Below are 20,030 nucleotides of genomic sequence, written 5' to 3' on the forward strand. Positions count from 1 at the left end.
GATGTGGCTGACAGTCAGCTATCGCGGGGCCCGCTCCCACAGGGAAGGTGTGGGTAGTTCAAGAAAGGCAACAAAAAGCCCGCATCACTGCGGGCTTTTGTGTAGCAGGAGGATCAGTTCTTGACCCGACGCTCATGCATTCGCGCCAATTGCCGCTCCAACATCGACGGATAGGGCTCCATCAGACGCTCGACACAGCAAGCGCCTTCGGGGCTGGCGATCGGGCGGATGCGGGCACGCTGGCGCACCAGGGCATCGTCGCTGATCTTGCGCTCGACCAGCAGCAGGTTGCGGCTGTGCTGCGACAGGGCCAGGGCGTCCTGGGCCTTTTCAGTCAGCAGCAGGTCGATCTGGCTCAGGCCGTGCAGGTCTTCACCCAAGGCCAGGCCCAGTTGCAGTTGCAAGGTGATGCCACTGTCAGCCACCTCGATCTGCAGGGCATGGCTCAGGGCACGCAGCAGCTCGCCACAGCAGATGGCGTTGGTGAGGTAGTCCTCACCACTGTCCTGGCTGTGGAACAACAGCAGGGTGCTACCGTCGTTGAGGGTGTGGACTTCGCTTTCGTACAGCGAGGCAGCCTGGTCGAGGCAATCGCGGTAGCGCTCCAGCAGCTCGGTTAGGCGCGTGCGTGGCAGGCGTCGCAGTTGCTCCTGGGAGCCCAGTTGCACTGCCAGCACGGCGCTGGCCTGTGGTTCGCGGTTGACCGGGGCAGCCGGAGCGGGGGCGGGGCTGTCGTCTTCGTCGAGCAGGTCGGCGAAGGCATCATCGCTGTCGTCGTTGTCCGCGTCCGCCGCAGGCTTGACCGGTTTGGCTACCTTGGCCACAGCAGGCTGTTCGTCGAAGCTTGGATCGCGCAGGTTACGCACTTCGAATTCCGGCTCATCCTCGTCGAAGGACTCTTGTTCCGGCTCGATTTCCCGCGGGGGCGGTGCCAGGCGTGTGTGCAACTGGCGCGCCAGGTCACCGATTTCATCCTGGCGTTCGATGGCCGGGGTGAACTCGTTGATGTCACGCAGCCAGACCCGCAACTGCAGCAGCGGTGTGGAGATATAGCGACCCAGGCGCAGGCTCATGGCCAGTGCCAATGCGAGCAGGATGCCAGCAAGAATACCCATGCTCTGCAGGCTGATGGTCAACGGCTGCTGAAACTGACTCATGTCCAGGCTGATGCGCAGTTGCCCGGCGGTCACGTCCTGGAAGGTGATCTTGGTCTGGTACAGGCCTTCGGCTTCGCCCAGCAGGCCGTTTTTCGGGCGCTGGCCAGCTTCGGCGAGGATCCGGTTGTCGACACTGTAGATTGCCGCATGGGCCACCAGCGGGTTTTTCACCAGGTTGCCGAGCAGTACGTTGAGGCTGAGGATGTCATTGGACACCAGCAGCTCGGTGGCCGAGGTAGCCGTCTGGGTGGTCAGGCTCTGCCCCAGGGCATCGGCTTGCTCATGCATGGCTTCCTTGAACTGCAGGCCCATCACGCAGGCGTAGATCACCAGCGCCAGTGCCACCAGGAACACATTATGGCAGGCGATACGCAGCGCCAGCGGTACTCGGCGTTGGCGCAGGGCGTGGAAGATCAGCAGGAAGAAGTTGTCGGTTTTAACGGGCGTGGGCCGGTTCACAGAGCGCGGCTCTTTATGTCGGAGAAGTTGCTGCGCAGTATAGCGAGCGCTCAGGGGCGGGCAAAGTATCGACTGCGCCCGATGGTCAGCGAAAATCGGTAGAATGCGCTTTTTTTCAACGAGTCGGAGCCCGTAGTGCGCGAAATCGTTCTGATTAACATCACCGGTGAAGACCGCCCGGGTCTTACCGCGGCCATCACCGGGGTTCTGGCCCAGGGCGGGGTGAACATCCTCGACATCGGTCAGGCGGTGATTCACGACACCCTGTCCTTTGGCATCCTGGTGGAAATCCCGGACACCGAGAAGGCCTCAGCGGTGCTCAAGAACATCCAGTTTGCGGGTAACGAACTCGAGCAGCAGGTGCGTTTTACCCCGGTTTCCGAAACCGACTACCAGAATTGGGTCGAAGGCCAGGGCAAGGCCCGCCATATCGTTACCCTGTTGACCCGCCGCGTCACTGCCGAGCAGTTGCAGCGGGTCAGCTCGATTACGGCCAAGTACGGGCTGAACATCGACCATATCGATCGCCTGTCGGGCCGTGTGGCGCTGGATACGCCAGCTGAACTGAGCAAGGGTTGCATCGAGTTCTCGGTCCGTGGTGAGCCCGCTGATCCGCAGGCCTTGCGCGCCGAGTTCCTCAGCGTCGCCCAGGAACTGAACGTTGACATCGCTTTCCAGCAGGATTCGTTGTTCCGTCGCAATCGCCGCCTGGCGGTGTTCGACATGGACTCGACGCTGATCGAGGCCGAGGTGATCGACGAACTGGCCAAGGCAGCCGGGGTTGGCGAGCAGGTTTCGGAGATCACCGAGCGGGCCATGCGCGGCGAACTGGATTTTCGTGCCAGCTTCAAGGAGCGCCTGGCACTGCTCAAGGGCCTGGATGTCGGCGTGCTGGACCAGATCGGCGCATCTCTGCGCCTGACCGAAGGCGCTGAAACGCTGTTTGCCGAGCTCAAGCGCCTGGGCTACAAGACCGCCATCCTCTCCGGCGGCTTCACCTATTTTGCCAAGCAGTTGCAGGCAAAGCTTGGGATCGATTACGTGTTCGCCAACGAGCTGGAAGTGGTCGATGGCAAGGTCACTGGCGTTGCGGTCGAGCCCATCGTTGATGCCCAGCGCAAGGCCGACCTGCTCGGCGAGTTGGCGCGCAAGGAAGGCTTGCAGATGGAGCAGACCATTGCAGTAGGCGACGGTGCCAACGACCTGCCAATGCTGGCGATAGCCGGCCTGGGCGTGGCCTTCCGTGCCAAGCCGCTGGTTAAACAGTCGGCCAAGCAGGCGATCTCGACCCTGGGGCTCGACGGTGTGCTGTACCTGTTGGGCTTTCGTGATCGCGACGGTCGCGCGTGATGGGGGCCGCTTTGCGGCCCATCGCTGGCAAGGCCAGCTCCCACAGGGTTTTGCGCAGGATCTGAAACCAGGTATAAAAAAGCCCGCATCGCTGCGGGCTTTTTCATTTTCAGGCTTGTGCCGGCAGTGCCAGGCGCTGGCCCATGCTCACGGCGGAACCTGCGCCGAGCTCTTCGACCCATTTCACCTGCTCTGGTCCGAACAGCACGACCGCCGTCGAGCCCAGCTTGAAACGGCCCAACTCGGCGCCTTTTTCCAGGTGGATCGGCGCTCGGCTGGCTTCGTCATAGCGCACGGTCTTCAGTTCGCGCTTGGGTGGTGTGACCAGGCCGGCCCAGACGGTTTCGATCGAGGCAACGATCATCGCACCGACCAGTACCACGGCCATTGGCCCGCGCTCGGTGTCAAACAGGCACACCACGCGCTCGTTGCGGGCAAACAGCTCCGGAACGTTTGCGGCGGTGGTCTGGTTGACCGAGAACAGCCGACCCGGCACGTAGATCATCTCGCGCAGGGTGCCGGCCAGCGGCATGTGCACGCGGTGATAGTCCTTGGGCGACAGGTAGATGGTGGCGAACTGGCCGCCCATGAACGGCGCAGCATTGGCCGGATCGCCACCGAGCAGCTCCAGGGCGCTGAAACTGTGGCCCTTGGCCTGGAAGATGCGACCGTGCTCGATCGGGCCGAGCTGGCTGACGGCACCGTCGGCCGGGCAGAGAATCGCTCCCGGGGTTTCATCCAGCGGACGTGCGCCAGGCTTGAGGGCGCGGGTGAAGAAGGCATTGAAGTGCTCGTAGGCGGTGACGTCCTCGACCAGGGCTTGGGACATGTCGACCTGATAGCGCTTGGCGAACCAACTGGTGAAAGCGTTCTTGAACCAGCGCACGCGGCATTCGGCGATGCAGCCGGCCAGGCGTGAGAGCAAGTGATGAGGCAGCAGGTACTGGCTGATGATGAACAAGCGGGATTTCATTAGGTTTCCTTAAACTTCGACAGGGGTGTCGGGGTGATTGCCCCATTCGCCCCAGGATCCGGCGTAGGCTTTGACCCGAGGGTAGCCCAAATGTTTGGCCACCAGGTAGGTAAAGCCGGAACGGTGATGAGTCTGGCAGTGGGTGACCACTTCCTTGTCTTTGCTGATACCCAACTGCTCGAGGATCTCGGGCATGTCTTTGCGAATGCGCAGGTGATCGTTCAGGTCCATGCCGACGGTCCACTCGAAATTGACCGCGCCAGGAATGTGACCGCCCTTGGCCGCGAGGACTTTCTCGCCACGGTATTCGGCCGGGCTGCGGGCGTCCCAGATGGCCAGGTCGGCGGCGCCGAGGCGGCTTTGCAGGTACTCGCGGGTGGCTGTGGGCTCGCTATGCAGAGTCAGACTGACCGGGCCATTGGCGCTCTCAGGCACTTCGGTGCTCAGTTTGTCTGCCGGCCAGGCCTGGATGCCACCATTGAGATAGTGGTAATGCTTGTGGCCGATGACATCGAGCAGCCAGATGAAGCGTCCGGCCCAGCCGCCACCTTCGTCGTCGTAGACCACGTAGACCGCATCATTACGATGCCCCAGTTCAGCGAACAGTTTTTCCAGGTCGACCCGACTGGGCAACAGTCCTGGCGCCGGTGGCTGGCCTAGCTGAGTGCGCTTGGGGTCAACGTAGCGTGCTCCGGGAACATGCCCGCTACCATAGCGATTGGCGCTGGTCAGGTCGACCAGGATCAGCTGTGGCGAATCCAGGCGAGGCAGCAGGTCGGCTGCTTCGATCACCAGGGCCAAGCCAGAAAAATCAGTCATCCACAGTCTCCAGGGCGAAACAGAGGGGGCGATTGTAGCGCATGGCTCAGGTGCTGCGGTTGCTGAAGGCGGTCAGGGCCCGTTCGATACATTGCGCGGTTTTGCCAAAGGCTTGCACGCTGACGTCCGCCAATGGCTTGCCGCCCTGGTCGGCGATCAGCAGCATCACCACCCGGCCATTGCTTGAGAGTGAGCGTAGCAACAGGTGCTCGCTGCGAAACAGCGCACGTAGGCTGGCCGGCAACAGGGCCGAGAACTGGGCGTGGTTGTCTGGGGTCAGGCGCAACTGCGCCGATTTGCTCAGCAAGCGTTGCAGCAGTTTGCTTTGTTCAATGGGCAGCACCAGGCTGGCTGCTTCGCCGGCAAGGCCGGCAATCTGATGGACCCGCAGTTGGCTCAGGGTCTTGTCGGTCATCAGCAGCATCACGCGCTGCATGCCGCAGGCAACCAGGGCGTCGCGGGCCAGGGTAGTCAGGTGTATGGAATTGCTGAACGGGCTTGGCTCGGCCAGCAGTTCACCACAGAGCTTACGCCAGGTGCCCAGGGCCTGGGCCGAGGGCGTCGGCGGGGCGATCTGGCCCGGGTGCAGGCATTGTTGGTGCCAGGGCCAGAGCAGTGCCTCGGCAGGGTGGAACAAGCCGGGGCAGGCATGATGACGGGCACTGATGGCGGCTTGTTGGTGCACCCGTTGCTGCACATCGTCCAGTGAGGTCTGCAGGTACAGGCTGGTGAGCAGCTGCCAGCGCTGCACATGGGCATTGGTCCAGCCTACTTGTGAGGCCAGGGCCAGGCCGTTGGCCAGTAGCACGGTGTTGGCCGGTTGGTTGAACCAGCGGTGCAAGCTCGGCTGATCGTCGAGGCGCTGTTGTTGGTGCAGGCTGTCCTGATCACGGGCGATGAGGGTCGCCTCGGCCAGTAGCCGCCGTTCTTCCTGGAGTAAATGGTAACCGCGGGTTACCCAGTCCGGCAGGCGCCAGTGTTCGGCCAGGGCTTTGCACAGGCTCATGACGCGCACGCCAAACAGCTCTTTTTCCACCCTGGGGGCCGATTCGCCCTTGTGCACCACGCGCAGCTCCCACTCTTCAAGCAGCTTGGGGTGGGTCAGGGCCAGCGGCCACAGCGGTGACAGGAACAGCAGGCTGCCCCAGTGAATTTCTTGCCACAGGCGCGCCAGGCGGCTGGCGAACAGGCCGTTGGCTTGCTGGCTGGCATGCTGGCTGACCAACTGCAACTGGCGCAGGGTCACTGCAATCTCGTCTTCGGGCACGGCCGGCAGACGCTCCAGCAACTGTGCCGTTCGGGCAAGACCCAGGCGATTGAGGGCAATCTCCAGGCTTTCGGCAGGCTCGCCCAGGCTGGTGTTGCTGTGCTGGTTGGCCTCGCGCATCACGCTGAGCACCAGCGCCGGGCTGTCCTGCATCAATTCGGCGATGTCGCGCAACGAACGGCGGCTGTCGTCGATAGCCGCCTTTACCCGTTCGTAACTGGCAAGCGGCACCGGCAGGCGCACACTATCGAGAAGCTTGACCCAGGCATCGAGTGTTTTTGGTGTTTGACTTGGCACGATGGTTTCAATAGGCATGCTGGAGGTAGGCCGAACTGGCTTTTCGCCTTGACTGACTATAGTCTGGCGCAGTTCTGCCGATAAGTAGAAGAAGAGTTTTTTTAACTTCCGCTCACGACCCTGACCACGACAGTAAGTGCTTTCTATCTATGGCTAAAATTATCGGCATCATCGTCGTATTCGCGAGTGTGCTCGGCGGATATGTACTCTCCCACGGCAAGATTGCGGCCCTGATTCAGCCTTTTGAAGTGCTGATTATCGGTGGTGCCGCTTTCGGTGCGTTCCTCCAGGCCAACCCTGGTTACATGACCATGCATGTAATCAAGAAGTCGCTGAAGATGTTCGGCACGCGCTTTACCCACACCTTCTATGTCGAGGTGCTGGGCCTGGTTTACGAGATTCTCAACAAATCCCGTCGTGAAGGCATGATGGCGATCGAAGCCGATATCGAAGACGCCGCTGCCAGCCCGATTTTTGCCAAGTACCCGGCCGTGCTGGGCGACGAACGCATGACCGCGTTCATCTGTGACTACCTGCGCATCATGTCCACCGGCAACATGGCCCCGCACGAGCTCGAGGGCCTGTTCGACATGGAACTGCTGAGCATGAAGGAAGAGCTTGAGCATCCGTCCCATGCCGTCAGCGGCATCGCTGATGGCATGCCAGGTTTCGGTATCGTTGCCGCGGTACTGGGCATCGTGGTGACCATGGCCTCGCTGGGCGATGGCGACCAGAAGTCCATCGGCCTGCACGTGGGTGCGGCACTGGTCGGTACTTTCTTCGGTATTCTCGCCGCTTACGGCTTCTTCGGCCCGCTGGCCACCTCCTTGCGCCATGACGCCAAGGAAGAGCTGAACGTCTACGAGGCAATCAAGGCCTCGCTGGTGGCTTCGGCCTCGGGCATGCCGCCGTCGCTGGCCGTGGAGTTCGGGCGCAAGGTGCTGTTCCCGGCCCACCGCCCAAGCTTCGCCGAGCTGGAACAAGCAGTTCGCGGTCGCTAAGCCATGGAGAACAATCAGCCTATTATCGTCAAGCGCATCAAGCGCTTTGGCGACGGCCACCACGGTGGTGCCTGGAAGATTGCCTTCGCCGACTTCGCTACGGCGATGATGGCCTTCTTCCTCGTGCTGTGGCTGCTGTCGACCGCCACGCCAGAGCAGAAGATTGCCATTGCCGGCTACTTCAAGGACCCGATCGGTTTTTCCGAAAGCGGCACGCCCTACATTATTGACCTGGGTGGCTCGCCTCAGCTTGCGCCGGAAAAGACCATCAACCCGGAAGTAAAGTCCGAGCCTACGCCTGAAAGCAGCATCCCGATCGACCAGAACACGGTCGAGAACATGGCCGAGCAAGTCGAGCGCGAGCGTCTGGAACTGCTGCTGCAAGAACTGCAGAACAAGGTTGAAGAGAACCCGCAACTGCAAAAATTCAAGGATCAGATCCTCTTCGAGATCACTCAGGACGGCCTGCGCATTCAGATCATGGACGCTGAGAACCGGCCGATGTTCGACCTGGGCAGCGCGCGTTTGCAGCCGTACTTTGAAGATATCCTGCTGGCCATGGCCGACACCATCAAGGCAGTGCCGAACAAGATCAGCATCAGTGGCCACACCGATGCCAAGCCCTACGCGGGCACTGGCGACTTCGGCAACTGGGAGCTGTCGGCCAACCGTGCCAATGCTGCCCGTCGCGCGCTGGTTGCTGGCGGCTACCCGGATACCCAGGTCGCGCGGGTGGTGGGCTATGCCTCGTCGTCGCTGTTCGACCGGCAGAATCCGCTCAATCCGGTCAACCGCCGTATCGATATCATCGTCCTGACCAAGAAGGCCCAGCGCACCATCGAAGGTGAGCAGACCCAGCCTTCCGCCCCTGATGCCGCAGCACCCGGTGCTGCGGCGCCGGTACCGGGCGCAACGCCAGCGCAGGCCCCGGTGGCCGAACCCGAGCCGATGCAGCCACGGGAGTTGCGACAGAAGCTGAACATCTTCGAGGATGGTGTGTTGAAGATGGACGAAAACAAACAGTAATACTGTTAGTTGAAAAAAACGCCCGTGCGCAGCGCTGCCCACGGGCGTTTTTTTGCGTCAAGGGCTAGAAACCGCGGCGGATCTTGGCCTTGAGGTCGGCATGGAAGAAGTCGGCGTTGGAGCGATTGGTGGCATTGGCTTCACAGGCTTCGCTGTCAATCGAGCGCTTGAACGTCTGCTCGTCGTGGTAGGCGCGTACGTACAGGTCTATGTGCTCGCGATTGTTCATGGTCGGCCACTTCTCCAGATACCCCGGTAGCGTCGCCTCGCCGCACTGGTAGAAAGCGACGCGGCGGTTGACCAGGGTCGCGGCGCCGAGCTGGAAGGGTACCCACCAGGCATCGGCGGTTTCCGGTGCCAGCACGGCGATCAGGTGGGTGCACTGGCTGACGTTGCGGCGGATGATGCCGCTGATATCGTCGGTGGTCTGCTGGGCTTCGGTGTCGAACAGGTCCAGTTGGGTGCTGATACCTTCGAGCTTGAGCCGCTCATTGATGATGAAGGCGTCCAGGCGTTCACTGTGTCGATAACTGATAAAGACTGGCATCAGCGCTGCCCTCCCTGGTTGGAGGACATTGAGTCGATGCGCAAGGGCTGAGTTGTCATTGTTTGATTCCTTTCACACGCAGGGCATGGGGTGATTCGCTTCATGGCGACGAATCTTGAAAGGTGACAATCAGCGAAAGTCTTTCGGACGGCAAGGGACCACCAGCAAACAAGATGAAGCCTACTTGCCTGGGTAAAAAATCCTACGGAATAATCTTACTTATCAATGAATAGAGGCCCGTTGCCGAGCCTCGGCTACTCAGTAGCTGTCTTGCGGCAGGCTGGCTATGATCGAGCGATAGCTGTTCATCCGTTGCTGTTGCACGCGGCCATCTTCCAGGGCCTTGAGCAGGGCGCAGCCGGGTTCGCGATCATGCTTGCAGTCACGGAAGCGGCAGGTGCCAAGCAGGTCGGTGAACTCGATGAAGCCGGCTTCAACATCGGCGCGGCTAACATGGCCCAGGCCGAATTCGCGGATGCCCGGGGAGTCGATCAGTTCGCCGCCGCCGGGGAAGTGATAGAGGCGCGCCGTGGTTGTGGTGTGGGTACCCTGGCCAGACCATTCCGACAGGTCACCGACACGGGTCTGTACCTCGGGCAACAGGCTGTTGACCAGCGACGACTTACCCACCCCGGACTGGCCGACGAATACACTAATGTGGCCGTCGAGCTGGGCCTGCAGTTGCTCCATGCCATTGCCGTGGTGGGCCGACACTTCCAGCAGCGGATAGCCGAGCTGCCGGTAAACCGCCAGCAGGGCGTTGAGCGCTGGGGCGTTCTGCTCGTCGATCAGGTCGGCCTTGTTCAGCAGCAGCAGTGGGCGGATGCCAGCGTGCTCTGCGGCCACCAGGTAGCGGTCGATCAGGTTGGCATGGGGTTCGGGTGCCGGGGCGAACACGATCACGATCAGATCGACGTTGGCGGCTACCGGTTTGAGCTGGCCGCGGCTGTCCGGGCGGCACAGCTCGGTGTGGCGCGGCATCTGCGCAACGATCACGCCGATGCCCTGGTTGCCGGCACGCCAGACCACCTTGTCGCCGGTGACCAAGGCTGGCAGGTTGGCGCGTAGGTGGCAACGGAACACCTGGCCGGCGACCTCGCCATCCTGGGCTTCGACTTCGACCTGCACGCCAAAGTGGGCGATGACCAGGCCCAGTTGTTCCGGGCCGAGGTCGCCGCCTTCGAGTTCCTTCAGGGTCAGTTGTTCGCGTTTGGCGGCGCGGGCAGCGCGTTCACCCTGGATTTTTTCGATGCGCCAGTTCTGGCGTCGATTGAGCTGGCGTTTGGCCATGAAGGTTCCGTGTTCTGCAGGCGATGTTTAACGGCGGGCAGTTTAGCACGCTCCACTAGGCTAAACTGCGCACCTACCGAGGAGCAGAATTATGCAGAACCCACAGAACCTGATCTGGATCGACCTGGAAATGACCGGTCTGGACCCGGATCAAGACGTCATTATCGAAATGGCCACCATCGTTACCGACAGCGACCTCAACACGCTGGCCGAAGGCCCGGTGATCGCCATTCACCACAGTGACCAGGTGCTGGCGCGCATGGACGAGTGGAACACCCGCACCCATGGCGCGTCCGGCCTGACCCAGCGGGTCAAGGACAGCACCGTCAGCATGGCCGAAGCCGAGGCCCAGACCATCGCCTTCCTGGAGCAGTGGGTGCCCAAGGGCAAGTCGCCGATCTGTGGTAACAGCATCTGCCAGGACCGCCGCTTCCTTTATCGCCACATGCGCGGCCTGGAAAACTACTTCCACTACCGCAACCTCGATGTATCGACCCTCAAAGAGCTGGCAGCACGCTGGGCGCCTGAAGTGCGCGACAGCTTCAAGAAGGGTGGCACTCACCTGGCGCTGGACGATATTCGCGAGTCGATCAACGAACTGCGCCACTATCGCGAGCACTTCATCAAGTTCTGATCGCAACGCCGCCGGCTTGTACAGACAATCCGTGCGGCGCCCCCTTTTGGTGCCTGTGGCAACTGGTTAGACTGCGCGCCCCATTGCACGGATCTGCGCCATGTTGTTGATGCTCTACCTCATTGCAATCACCGCTGAAGCCATGACTGGCGCGCTGTCTGCCGGGCGTCGCGGCATGGACTGGTTCGGTGTGGTGCTGATCGCCTGCATTACCGCCCTGGGCGGCGGTTCGGTGCGCGACGTGCTGCTGGGGCATTACCCGCTGACCTGGGTCAAGCACCCGGAGTACCTGGTGCTGACCAGCTTCGCGGCGCTGATGACCATCTTCATCGCGCCACTGATGCGCCACCTGCGCTCGCTGTTCCTGGTGCTCGATGCCCTGGGTTTGGTGGCCTTCACCCTGATCGGTTGCATGACCGCGCTGGAAATGGGCCAGGGCATGCTGGTGGCATCGATCAGCGGGGTAATCACCGGGGTGTTTGGCGGCATTCTTCGGGATATTTTCTGTAACGATATTCCGCTGATCTTCCGGCGCGAGTTGTATGCCAGTGTGTCGTTCGCTGCGGCCTGGTTCTACCTGGGCTGTGTGTACTTCAACGTGCCGGGCGAGCAGGCGATTCTGTTGACCTTGTTTGGTGGCTTCCTGCTACGGCTGTTGGCGATTCGTTTTCACTGGGAAATGCCCAAGTTTCATTACAACGACGAGCATTGAGTCGATAACCGTATCGCGGGGCAAGCCCGCTCCTACAGGCCGGCGCTAATCCCTGTAGGATCGGGCTTGCCCCGCGAAGCATGCTGCCCCAGCGCCCACGTCACATGTTCACGCACCAGCTCCGACGGATACTCCTGCCGCGCTTTGAGCGCCTCCAGTACCGCAATGGTCGATGGCGCGTTGCCAAGCCCCACCGCCAGGTTGCGCAACCAGCGCTCATAGCCGGCGCGGCGTAGCGGTGAGCCTTCGGTACTGTCGAGGAAGGTTTGTTCATCCCACAGGAACAGCTCGGCAAGCCCGGCACTGTCGAGGTTATGCCGGGGCTTGAAGTCGTTTTCGCCGGTCGGTCGGGCGAAACGGTTCCACGGGCAGACGATCTGGCAGTCATCGCAACCGAATACCCGATTACCGATCAACGGTCGCAGATCCTCGGGGATGGCGCTTTTCAGCTCGATGGTCAGGTACGAGATACAACGCCGGGCGTCCAGTACATAAGGGCCGACAAAGGCCTGGGTTGGGCAGATGTCCAGGCAGGCGCTACAACGCCCACAGTGTTCACTGGCTTGCGGTGGATCGACCGGCAATGGCATGTCGACGAACAGCTCGGCAAGGAAGAAGTAACTGCCGGCCTTGCGGTTGAGCAGCAGGGTGTTCTTGCCGATCCAGCCCAGCCCGGCTTGCTCGGCAATGGCCTTCTCCAGCACCGGGGCGCTGTCGACGAAGGCACGAAAGCCAAACGGGCCGATGTCCTTCTGAATGCGCTCGGCCAGGTGCTGCAAGCGCTTGCGCACCAGCTTGTGGTAATCGCGGCCCAGGGCATAGCGCGAGAGATAGGCTTTTTCCGGCTGGGCCAGTTGCTGGGCCATGCGCGTATCACCGGGCAGGTAGTCCATGCGCAGCGAGACCACGCGCAAGGTGCCAGGCACCAGCTCATCCGGGTGTGAGCGCTTGCTGCCGTGGGCGCCCATGTAGTCCATTTCGCCGTGGTAGCCGGCCTCAAGCCAACGCTCCAGGTGTTTTTCGTGCTCGCCCAGGTCCACCCCGGTGATGCCAACGTGGGCAAAGCCAAGCTCTCGGCCCCACTCTTTGATCGATTGGGCCAGCGCGGGGAGATCGGGGGCAGAAGCAGACATGGGAATAAGGCAATACGGACTCAGGTGCGTATAATTCTGCCAGACATCAGAGCCTTTGACCCATGCCTCAGACCAAACACCCCGCAAACGAGCCGCAGCGGCTCACCAGCGTCACCCTTGCGCCCCTTGCGCCAAGGCCTGCTGACGCCCATAAAGGTGACTTCGGCCATGTGTTGGTGGTGGGTGGTGATCGCGGGACCGGCGGCGCCGCGCTGCTCAGTGCCGAGGCCGCCTTGCGCTGCGGAGCCGGGCTGGTGTCGCTGGTCACCCGGCCTGAGCATGTGCCGGCGGCCATGGCGCGCCTGCCCGAGGTGATGAGCCTGGGGGTGCATTCGGCCAATCAGCTGATGGCCGCCATTGAGCGTGCTTCGCTTCTGGTCGTCGGTCCGGGCCTTGGCCAGGCAGCCTGGGGGCGCAGCCTGTTGTCGGCGCTGGCCAGCAGCCAGGCGCCGCAGGTGTGGGACGCCGATGCCCTGAACCTGCTGGCACGCCAACCGCTGCCGTTGCCCAAGGGCAGTATCATCACCCCGCATCCGGGGGAAGCGGCGCGCCTGCTCGGCGTTTCTACCGAAGCGGTGCAGGCCGACCGGCCTGGCGCCGCGCGCAAACTCGCACGCAAATATGCGGTCGTATGTGTGCTCAAGGGCTCTGGCACCCTGGTCGCCGACCCATTCGGGCAATTGGCACTGTGTTCGCGCGGTCACCCGGCCATGGCGGGCGCCGGCCTGGGTGATGTACTCAGTGGTGTACTCGGCGCCTTGCGCGCTCAGGGCATGTCGGCCTGGGAGGCGGCCTGCCTGGGAGTCTGGCTGCACGCCTGCGCCGGCGAGCGCCTTGGCGTACAGGGCCGTGGTCTGGCGGCCAGCGATTTGGTCCCGGCAATTCGTCAATTATTGGAGGAGCACTCAGCGTGTCTGGCATAACCCTGTTTTTGGCCGATGAAGAGGCCATGGTGCGCTTCGGCTACCGCATTGCCGAAGTGACCCAAGGCCATGGCGTGATTTTTCTTGAAGGGGACCTAGGGGCCGGCAAGACCACTCTGTCGCGGGGCATTATTCGCGGCCTCGGGCATCAAGGTGCGGTAAAGAGTCCTACCTTTACAGTGGTTGAGCCTTACGAAATTGGTGATATTCGCGCCTTCCACTTCGACCTCTACCGCCTGGTCGATCCCGAGGAACTGGAATTCATGGGCATCCGCGATTATTTCGAAGATGATGCCTTGTGCCTGTTCGAATGGCCGCAAAAAGGGGCGGGCATTTTGCCAAAGCCTGACCTGACCATTACCATAAGCCCCCAGGCGAATGGTCGTTCGCTCAACCTGTCGCCGCAGGGGGCACGTGGCGAAGCCTGGTGTGCCGCTCTGGCCTTGGAATTCAAATAGAAAATGGGGATAGGTATGCGCATTCGCGCACTGGTTTCTGTCGTAGGACTGCTGCTTACGGTAGTAACCGTTGACGCTTTGGCCGTCACGCAAGTCAAAAGCGTGCGTTTATGGCGAGCGCCGGATAACACGCGGCTGGTCTTTGACCTTTCAGGCCCTGTGCAGCACAGCGTATTTACCCTGAGCGCCCCGGACCGCCTGGTGATCGACATCAATGGCGCGACCTTGGCTGCGCCGTTGACGCTGTCCACCTCCAATACCCCGATTACCAGCGTACGCTCTGCCCAGCGCACGCCAACCGACCTGCGCGTGGTGGTCGACCTGAAGAAATCGGTGACGCCCAAGAGCTTCACCCTGGCGCCCAATGCCCAGTACGGTAACCGCCTGGTAGTCGATCTGTTCGACCAGGAAGCTGATGCCGCACCGTCACCGCCTACTCCGCCCGTGGCGACCACACCAGCGGTACCGGTCACCCCGGCGCAACCGGCGATCAAGCTGCCCCCGGTGCCCAACGGCAAGCGTGACATCGTCATCGCCATTGACGCCGGTCACGGCGGTGAAGACCCGGGCGCTTCCGGGTCGCGCGGCCAGCACGAAAAAGACATCGTCCTGGCCATCGCCAAGGAACTGCAGCGCCAGATCAACACCGAGAAGGGCTTCCGCGCCGAGCTGACCCGCACCGGCGACTACTTCATCCCGCTGCGCAAGCGCACCGAGATCGCTCGCAAGAAGGGCGCCGACTTGTTCATCTCGATCCACGCCGATGCTGCGCCGTCCAAGGCCGCCTTCGGTGCTTCGGTGTTCGCCCTGTCCGATCGCGGTGCCACCTCGGAAACCGCGCGCTGGCTGGCCGACAGCGAAAACCGTTCCGACCTGATCGGTGGTGCCGGCAATGTCAGTCTCGATGACAAGGACCGCATGCTTGCCGGCGTGCTGCTCGACCTGTCGATGACCGCCTCGCTCACCTCCAGCCTCAATGTTGGGCAGAAGGTGCTGGGCAACATGGGCCGGATCACACCGCTGCACAAGCAGCGTGTCGAACAGGCCGGGTTCATGGTGCTGAAGTCGCCGGACATCCCGTCGATCCTGGTGGAAACCGGCTTTATCTCCAACGCCAACGAGGCCGCCAAGCTGGCGACCCCGAGCCACCAGCAATCGCTGGCGCGTTCGATTCACAGTGGCGTGCGCCAGTTCTTCCAGCAGAACCCACCGCCGGGTACCTATGTGGCCTGGCTGCGTGACAGCGGCAAGATTGCCCAGGGGCCGCGCGATCACTCGGTGCGACCGGGTGAGACCCTGGCGATGATTGCCGTGCGCTATCAGGTCAGTGTTGCCAGCCTGCGCAGCACCAACAGCCTGAAAACAGACGAATTGAAAGTCGGCCAGCACCTGAATATTCCGACTGCGGCACTGGCGGCCCAGCAATGAGTAGCAGTGCCCGTATCGAACTGCTTAGCCCACGGCTGGCCAACCAGATTGCCGCCGGTGAGGTGGTTGAGCGTCCGGCATCGGTGATCAAGGAGTTGTTGGAGAACAGCCTGGACTCCGGCGCCAGGCGTATCGACGTGGAAGTCGAGCAGGGCGGCGTCAAGTTGCTGCGGGTGCGCGACGACGGTGGTGGCATCGCAGCCGATGACCTGCCGCTGGCGCTGGCCCGGCACGCCACCAGCAAGATCCGCGACCTTGAAGACCTTGAGCGGGTTATGAGCCTGGGCTTTCGTGGTGAAGCCCTGGCCTCGATCAGCTCGGTCGCTCGCCTGACCCTGACCTCGCGTACCCGTGACGCCGAACAGGCCTGGCAGGTGGAAACCGAAGGCCGCGACATGGCCCCACGGGTCCAGCCTGCAGCGCACCCGGTCGGAACCTCGGTGGAAGTGCGCGACCTGTTCTTCAATACCCCGGCGCGGCGCAAGTTCCTCAAGACCGAGAAAACCGAGTTTGATCACCTGCAGGAAGTGATCCGCCGCCTGGCGTTGGCGCGCTTCGACGTGGGCTTTCACCTGCGCCATAACGGCAAAAGCATCCTCAGCCTGCACGAAGCCCACGACGACACCGCCCGCGCTCGGCGCGTAGCGGCCATTTGCGGCCCGGGCTTCCTTGAGCAGGCGCTGCCAATCGAAGTCGAGCGCAACGGCCTGCATCTGTGGGGCTGGGTTGGGTTGCCGACCTTCTCGCGCAGCCAGGCCGACTTGCAGTACTTTTTTGTCAACGGCCGCGCGGTACGCGACAAGCTGGTTGCCCACGCCGTGCGCCAGGCCTATCGGGACGTGCTGTTCAATGGCCGGCACCCGACCTTTGTGCTGTTTCTCGAGGTCGACCCCACGGGCGTCGACGTCAACGTGCACCCGACCAAGCACGAAGTGCGGTTCCGTGACGGGCGCATGGTGCATGATTTTCTATACGGCACCTTGCACCGCGCCCTGGCCGACGTGCGCCCGGAAGATCAGTTGGCTGCGCCCGCGGCCACCAGCGAGATCATTCGCCCCAGTGGCCTGCAGGCCGGTGAGTTTGGCCCGCAGGGCGAGATGCGTCTGGCCGCCAACCTGCTCGAGCAGCCGTCTGCCGGGACGGATCTGCGCCCCTCCATGGGCAGCAATGGCAGTGGCGCTGGCTATCAATATCAGTACACGCCACGGCCAGCCCAGGCACTGCCTGCGGCTGAAGCCCAGGGTGTGTACCGTGAGTTTTTTGCCCCGCTGAACGAGGCCGCGCCTGCTGCGCTGCCCGAAGGCCAGGGCGATATTCCGCCGCTGGGTTACGCCCTGGCTCAGCTCAAGGGCATCTATATCCTGGCTGAAAATGCCGTCGGCCTGGTGCTGGTGGACATGCACGCCGCCCACGAACGGATCATGTACGAGCGCCTCAAGGTGGCCATGGCCAGCGAAGGCCTTAGCGGCCAGCCGCTGCTGGTACCTGAATCCCTGGCCCTGAGCCAGCGTGAAGCCGATTGCGCCGAAGAGCACGCCGAGTGGTTCCAGCGCCTGGGCTTCGAGCTGCAACGCCTGGGCCCGGAAAGCCTGGCAATCCGGCAGATTCCGGCGCTGCTCAAGCAGGCCGAGGCCAACCGCCTGGTTCAGGACGTGCTGGCTGACCTGATGGAGTACGGCACCAGCGACCGTATTCAGGCACACCTGAACGAACTCCTCGGAACCATGGCCTGTCACGGCGCCATTCGCGCCAACCGGCGCTTGGCCATCGCGGAAATGAACGGCCTGCTGCGCGATATGGAAAACACCGAGCGCAGCGGTCAATGCAACCATGGCCGACCGACCTGGACCCAAATGGGCCTGGACGATCTGGACAAACTGTTTTTGCGCGGTCGATGACATGAGCGGCAACCCCCCCGCGATATTCCTGATGGGCCCGACGGCGGCGGGCAAGACTGACCTTGCCATCGAGCTGACCAAAGTGCTGCCGTGCGAGCTGATCAGTGTCGATTCGGCGCTGGTCTACCGTGGCATGGACATTGGCACTGCCAAACCGTCCAAAGAGATCCTTGCGGCCCATCCCCATCGGTTGGTCGACATCCTCGACCCGGCCGACAGCTATTCAGCCGCCGATTTTCGCCGTGATGCCCTGGAGGCCATGGCCGATATCACCGCGCGCGGAAAGATTCCGCTGCTGGTGGGCGGCACCATGCTCTATTACAAGGCATTGCTCGAAGGCCTGGCGGACATGCCGGCAGCCGATCCGCAGGTACGTGCCGAACTTGAAGACGAAGTCCAGCGCCTGGGTTTGCACGCCCTGCACCAGCAACTGGCGGCAGTTGACCCGGAATCGGCGGCGCGGATTCACCCCAATGACCCGCAGCGGCTGATCCGTGCGCTGGAGGTCTACCGGGTCAGCGGTGTGACGATGACGTCACATCGCCAGCGTCAATCCGCGCAAAGTAGCGCTGCAGGCACGTCCGCAGCGAGCCAATTGCCCTATACTGTCGCCAGCCTGGCCATTGCGCCTGCCGATCGACACGTATTGCACGAACGGATTGCGTTAAGATTTGGGCAAATGCTGGAACAGGGCTTCGTTGACGAGGTCCGATTGCTGCGAGCCAGAAGTGACTTGCATGCGGGCCTGCCGTCTATACGGGCGGTGGGTTATCGCCAGGTCTGGGATCACCTTGATGGCAAGTTGACTTCAGTTGAAATGCAGGAGCGCGGCATTATTGCCACTCGCCAATTGGCGAAGCGGCAGTTCACCTGGTTGCGTAGTTGGGCTGACCTGCACTGGTTGGACAGCCTGGCCTGCGACAATCTGCCTCGCACCTTGAAATACCTGGGATCGGTCTCCATATTGAGCTGAGTCCTTGCAATTGCCGTCTATCCTTGGGGTGGGGCGGCTTGAGCCATCTGATTTTCTTTGTTTTTTTACTATTGATCCTTACAGGAGTGCGGCATATGTCAAAAGGGCATTCGCTACAAGACCCTTACTTGAACACTTTGAGAAAAGAAAAAGTTGGGGTTTCGATTTATCTGGTAAACGGCATCAAGCTGCAAGGCACGATCGAATCCTTCGACCAGTTCGTGATCCTGCTGAAGAACACCGTCAGCCAGATGGTTTACAAACACGCCATCTCGACAGTTGTCCCTGTGCGTCCGATCCGTCTGCCTAGCGCAACCGAATCCGAGCAAGGCGACGCTGAGCCAGGTAACGCCTGATAGGAGTCTGCTTTGTTCTTTGAGCGCCACGGTGGTGGTGAGCGGGCAGTCCTCGTTCACTTGGAAGGTCAGAGCCCTGAGGCGCGCGAAGATCCGCAGGAGTTTCAGGAGCTGGCATTGTCGGCTGGGGCCGATATTGTCGCGTTCGCCAATGTGGCGCGACATCAGCCCACCGCCAAATACCTGATTGGCAGCGGCAAGGTCGAAGAGCTACGCGACCTGGTCAACGCCGAACAGGTAGATTTGGTGATTTTCAATCACACCCTCACTCCCAGTCAGGAACGTAACCTCGAACGAGTCTTCGAGTGTCGCGTGCTTGACCGCACCGGTCTGATTCTCGATATCTTCGCCCAACGGGCACGTACCCATGAAGGCAAGCTGCAGGTCGAGCTGGCCCAGCTCGAGCACATGAGCACGCGTCTGGTGCGTGGCTGGACTCACCTTGAGCGGCAAAAGGGCGGTATTGGCCTGCGCGGCCCGGGTGAAACCCAGCTGGAAACCGACCGCCGCCTGCTGCGGGTACGCCTGCGACAGATCAAGGCGCGCCTGGAGAAGGTCCGCAGCCAGCGCGAGCAGGCTCGCCGTGGCCGTAAACGCGCGGATATTCCTTCGGTTTCCCTGGTCGGCTACACCAACGCCGGCAAGTCGACCCTGTTCAACGCCCTGACCCAGTCCGAGGTCTACGCCGCCGACCAGTTGTTCGCGACCCTCGACCCGACCCTGCGCCGGCTTGAGCTCGACGACCTCGGGCCGATCGTGCTGGCCGACACCGTGGGCTTCATTCGTCACCTGCCGCACAAGCTGGTCGAGGCATTTCGGGCTACGCTCGAAGAGTCGAGCAACTCCGACCTGCTGCTGCACGTGATCGACGCCCATGAGCCTGAGCGCATGGCCCAGATCGAGCAGGTCATGGCGGTACTGGGAGAGATCGGTGCAGAAGGCTTGCCGATCCTTGAGGTCTATAACAAACTCGACCTGCTTGAAGGCGTCGAGCCGCAGATTCAGCGCGATGCCGATGGCAAGCCGCAACGGGTCTGGGTTTCGGCCCGCGATGGTCGGGGGCTGGAGCTGGTGGGGCAGGCGGTCGCCGAATTGCTGGGGGATGACCTGTTTGTCGGGACCTTGCGCCTTGAACAGCGTTTTGCCCGTTTGCGTGCGCAGTTCTTTGAGCTGGGCGCGGTGCAGAGCGAAGAGCATGACGATGAAGGCAGCAGCTTGCTGGCTGTGCGACTGCCGCGGGTGGAGTTGAACCGCCTGGTCAGCCGCGCAGGGTTGCAGCCGCTGGAGTTCATCGAGCAACATACTTTGCAATAAATGCCCGACGACGCG

19 protein-coding genes are annotated in these 20,030 nt (G+C 62.0%); 12 read left to right on the forward strand and 7 right to left on the reverse strand.

Annotated features, from left to right (window positions below; all coding sequences use genetic code 11):
* Nucleotides 1-113 precede the first annotated feature (113 nt).
* On the reverse strand, nucleotides 114-1,616 hold the full coding sequence (locus M5G17_RS10740) for a histidine kinase (RefSeq protein ID WP_273892893.1): 1,503 nt from the start codon (nucleotides 1,614-1,616) through the stop codon (nucleotides 114-116).
* A gap of 135 nt (nucleotides 1,617-1,751) precedes the next feature.
* Between M5G17_RS10740 and serB the strand changes: the two genes are divergently transcribed.
* Nucleotides 1,752-2,966 carry a phosphoserine phosphatase SerB gene (serB, locus tag M5G17_RS10745; RefSeq protein ID WP_273892894.1) on the forward strand — a complete coding sequence of 405 codons (1,215 nt, stop codon included), beginning with the start codon at nucleotides 1,752-1,754 and terminating at the stop codon, nucleotides 2,964-2,966.
* Nucleotides 2,967-3,075: 109 nt separating this feature from the next.
* Here serB and asd read toward each other — a convergent pair whose 3' ends face one another.
* From asd to M5G17_RS10760, 3 genes are read right to left on the reverse strand one after another with little or no spacing between them, the layout of a single operon-like run.
* Nucleotides 3,076-3,939 carry an archaetidylserine decarboxylase gene (gene asd, locus M5G17_RS10750; protein WP_273892895.1) on the reverse strand — a complete coding sequence of 288 codons (864 nt, stop codon included), beginning with the start codon at nucleotides 3,937-3,939 and terminating at the stop codon, nucleotides 3,076-3,078.
* Between the two features lie 9 nt (nucleotides 3,940-3,948).
* On the reverse strand, nucleotides 3,949-4,758 hold the full coding sequence (locus M5G17_RS10755; protein ID WP_273892896.1) for a rhodanese-like domain-containing protein: 810 nt from the start codon (nucleotides 4,756-4,758) through the stop codon (nucleotides 3,949-3,951).
* Between the two features lie 46 nt (nucleotides 4,759-4,804).
* Nucleotides 4,805-6,340: an HDOD domain-containing protein gene (locus tag M5G17_RS10760; RefSeq protein ID WP_273892897.1), complete on the reverse strand. Its 1,536-nt coding sequence runs from the start codon at nucleotides 6,338-6,340 to the stop codon at nucleotides 4,805-4,807.
* Nucleotides 6,341-6,471: 131 nt separating this feature from the next.
* Between M5G17_RS10760 and motA the strand changes: the two genes are divergently transcribed.
* Both motA and motB read left to right on the forward strand, forming a co-directional pair.
* Complete coding sequence (gene motA / locus M5G17_RS10765; RefSeq protein ID WP_130262841.1) at nucleotides 6,472-7,323, forward strand: flagellar motor stator protein MotA; 852 nt, start codon at nucleotides 6,472-6,474, stop codon at nucleotides 7,321-7,323.
* Between the two features lie 3 nt (nucleotides 7,324-7,326).
* Nucleotides 7,327-8,349 (forward strand): flagellar motor protein MotB, encoded by a 1,023-nt coding sequence (gene motB, locus M5G17_RS10770; RefSeq protein ID WP_273892898.1) that lies wholly within the window; start codon nucleotides 7,327-7,329, stop codon nucleotides 8,347-8,349.
* 64 nt (nucleotides 8,350-8,413) lie between these two features.
* Here motB and M5G17_RS10775 read toward each other — a convergent pair whose 3' ends face one another.
* Both M5G17_RS10775 and rsgA read right to left on the reverse strand, forming a co-directional pair.
* A complete protein-coding gene (locus M5G17_RS10775) occupies nucleotides 8,414-8,896 on the reverse strand; it encodes a TIR domain-containing protein (protein ID WP_273892899.1) in 483 nt (160 codons plus the stop codon).
* A gap of 258 nt (nucleotides 8,897-9,154) precedes the next feature.
* The gene (gene rsgA / locus M5G17_RS10780; protein ID WP_273892900.1) at nucleotides 9,155-10,186 is read right to left on the reverse strand and encodes a small ribosomal subunit biogenesis GTPase RsgA; all 1,032 of its coding nucleotides are present in this window, start codon (nucleotides 10,184-10,186) and stop codon (nucleotides 9,155-9,157) included.
* Nucleotides 10,187-10,277: 91 nt separating this feature from the next.
* Here rsgA and orn point away from each other — a divergent pair, with 91 nt between their 5' ends.
* Both orn and M5G17_RS10790 read left to right on the forward strand, forming a co-directional pair.
* Nucleotides 10,278-10,820, forward strand: a complete 543-nt coding sequence (gene orn / locus M5G17_RS10785) for an oligoribonuclease (protein WP_273892901.1) — start codon at nucleotides 10,278-10,280, stop codon at nucleotides 10,818-10,820.
* A gap of 100 nt (nucleotides 10,821-10,920) precedes the next feature.
* The gene (locus M5G17_RS10790) at nucleotides 10,921-11,532 is read left to right on the forward strand and encodes a trimeric intracellular cation channel family protein (protein ID WP_038997454.1); all 612 of its coding nucleotides are present in this window, start codon (nucleotides 10,921-10,923) and stop codon (nucleotides 11,530-11,532) included.
* A gap of 32 nt (nucleotides 11,533-11,564) precedes the next feature.
* On the opposite strand, the gene queG is transcribed toward M5G17_RS10790, so the two are convergent.
* On the reverse strand, nucleotides 11,565-12,665 hold the full coding sequence (gene queG / locus M5G17_RS10795; RefSeq protein WP_273892902.1) for a tRNA epoxyqueuosine(34) reductase QueG: 1,101 nt from the start codon (nucleotides 12,663-12,665) through the stop codon (nucleotides 11,565-11,567).
* Nucleotides 12,666-12,727: 62 nt separating this feature from the next.
* On the opposite strand from queG, the gene M5G17_RS10800 reads away from it, so the two are divergent.
* From M5G17_RS10800 to hflX, 7 genes are all read left to right on the forward strand, one after another.
* A complete protein-coding gene (locus M5G17_RS10800; protein ID WP_273892903.1) occupies nucleotides 12,728-13,588 on the forward strand; it encodes an NAD(P)H-hydrate dehydratase in 861 nt (286 codons plus the stop codon).
* A complete protein-coding gene (tsaE, locus tag M5G17_RS10805) occupies nucleotides 13,576-14,046 on the forward strand; it encodes a tRNA (adenosine(37)-N6)-threonylcarbamoyltransferase complex ATPase subunit type 1 TsaE (protein WP_273892904.1) in 471 nt (156 codons plus the stop codon). The genes M5G17_RS10800 and tsaE overlap by 13 nt, the downstream gene beginning before the upstream one ends.
* A 3-nt stretch (nucleotides 14,047-14,049) precedes the next feature.
* Nucleotides 14,050-15,474 (forward strand): N-acetylmuramoyl-L-alanine amidase, encoded by a 1,425-nt coding sequence (locus M5G17_RS10810; RefSeq protein ID WP_273892905.1) that lies wholly within the window; start codon nucleotides 14,050-14,052, stop codon nucleotides 15,472-15,474.
* Entirely contained in the window at nucleotides 15,471-17,372 is a 1,902-nt protein-coding gene (gene mutL, locus M5G17_RS10815; protein WP_273892906.1) for a DNA mismatch repair endonuclease MutL, read from the forward strand. Before M5G17_RS10810 ends, mutL begins: the two co-directional genes overlap by 4 nt.
* 1 nt (nucleotide 17,373) lies before the next feature.
* Entirely contained in the window at nucleotides 17,374-18,345 is a 972-nt protein-coding gene (miaA, locus tag M5G17_RS10820) for a tRNA (adenosine(37)-N6)-dimethylallyltransferase MiaA (protein ID WP_273892907.1), read from the forward strand.
* 95 nt (nucleotides 18,346-18,440) lie between these two features.
* On the forward strand, nucleotides 18,441-18,701 hold the full coding sequence (gene hfq, locus M5G17_RS10825) for an RNA chaperone Hfq (protein WP_010221594.1): 261 nt from the start codon (nucleotides 18,441-18,443) through the stop codon (nucleotides 18,699-18,701).
* Nucleotides 18,702-18,713: 12 nt separating this feature from the next.
* Complete coding sequence (gene hflX, locus M5G17_RS10830; protein ID WP_273892908.1) at nucleotides 18,714-20,015, forward strand: ribosome rescue GTPase HflX; 1,302 nt, start codon at nucleotides 18,714-18,716, stop codon at nucleotides 20,013-20,015.
* The last annotated feature ends 15 nt before the right edge of the window (nucleotides 20,016-20,030 follow it).

It is taken from the genome of Pseudomonas rubra (assembly GCF_028656935.1).
Classification (GTDB): Bacteria; Pseudomonadota; Gammaproteobacteria; order Pseudomonadales; family Pseudomonadaceae; genus Aquipseudomonas; species Aquipseudomonas rubra.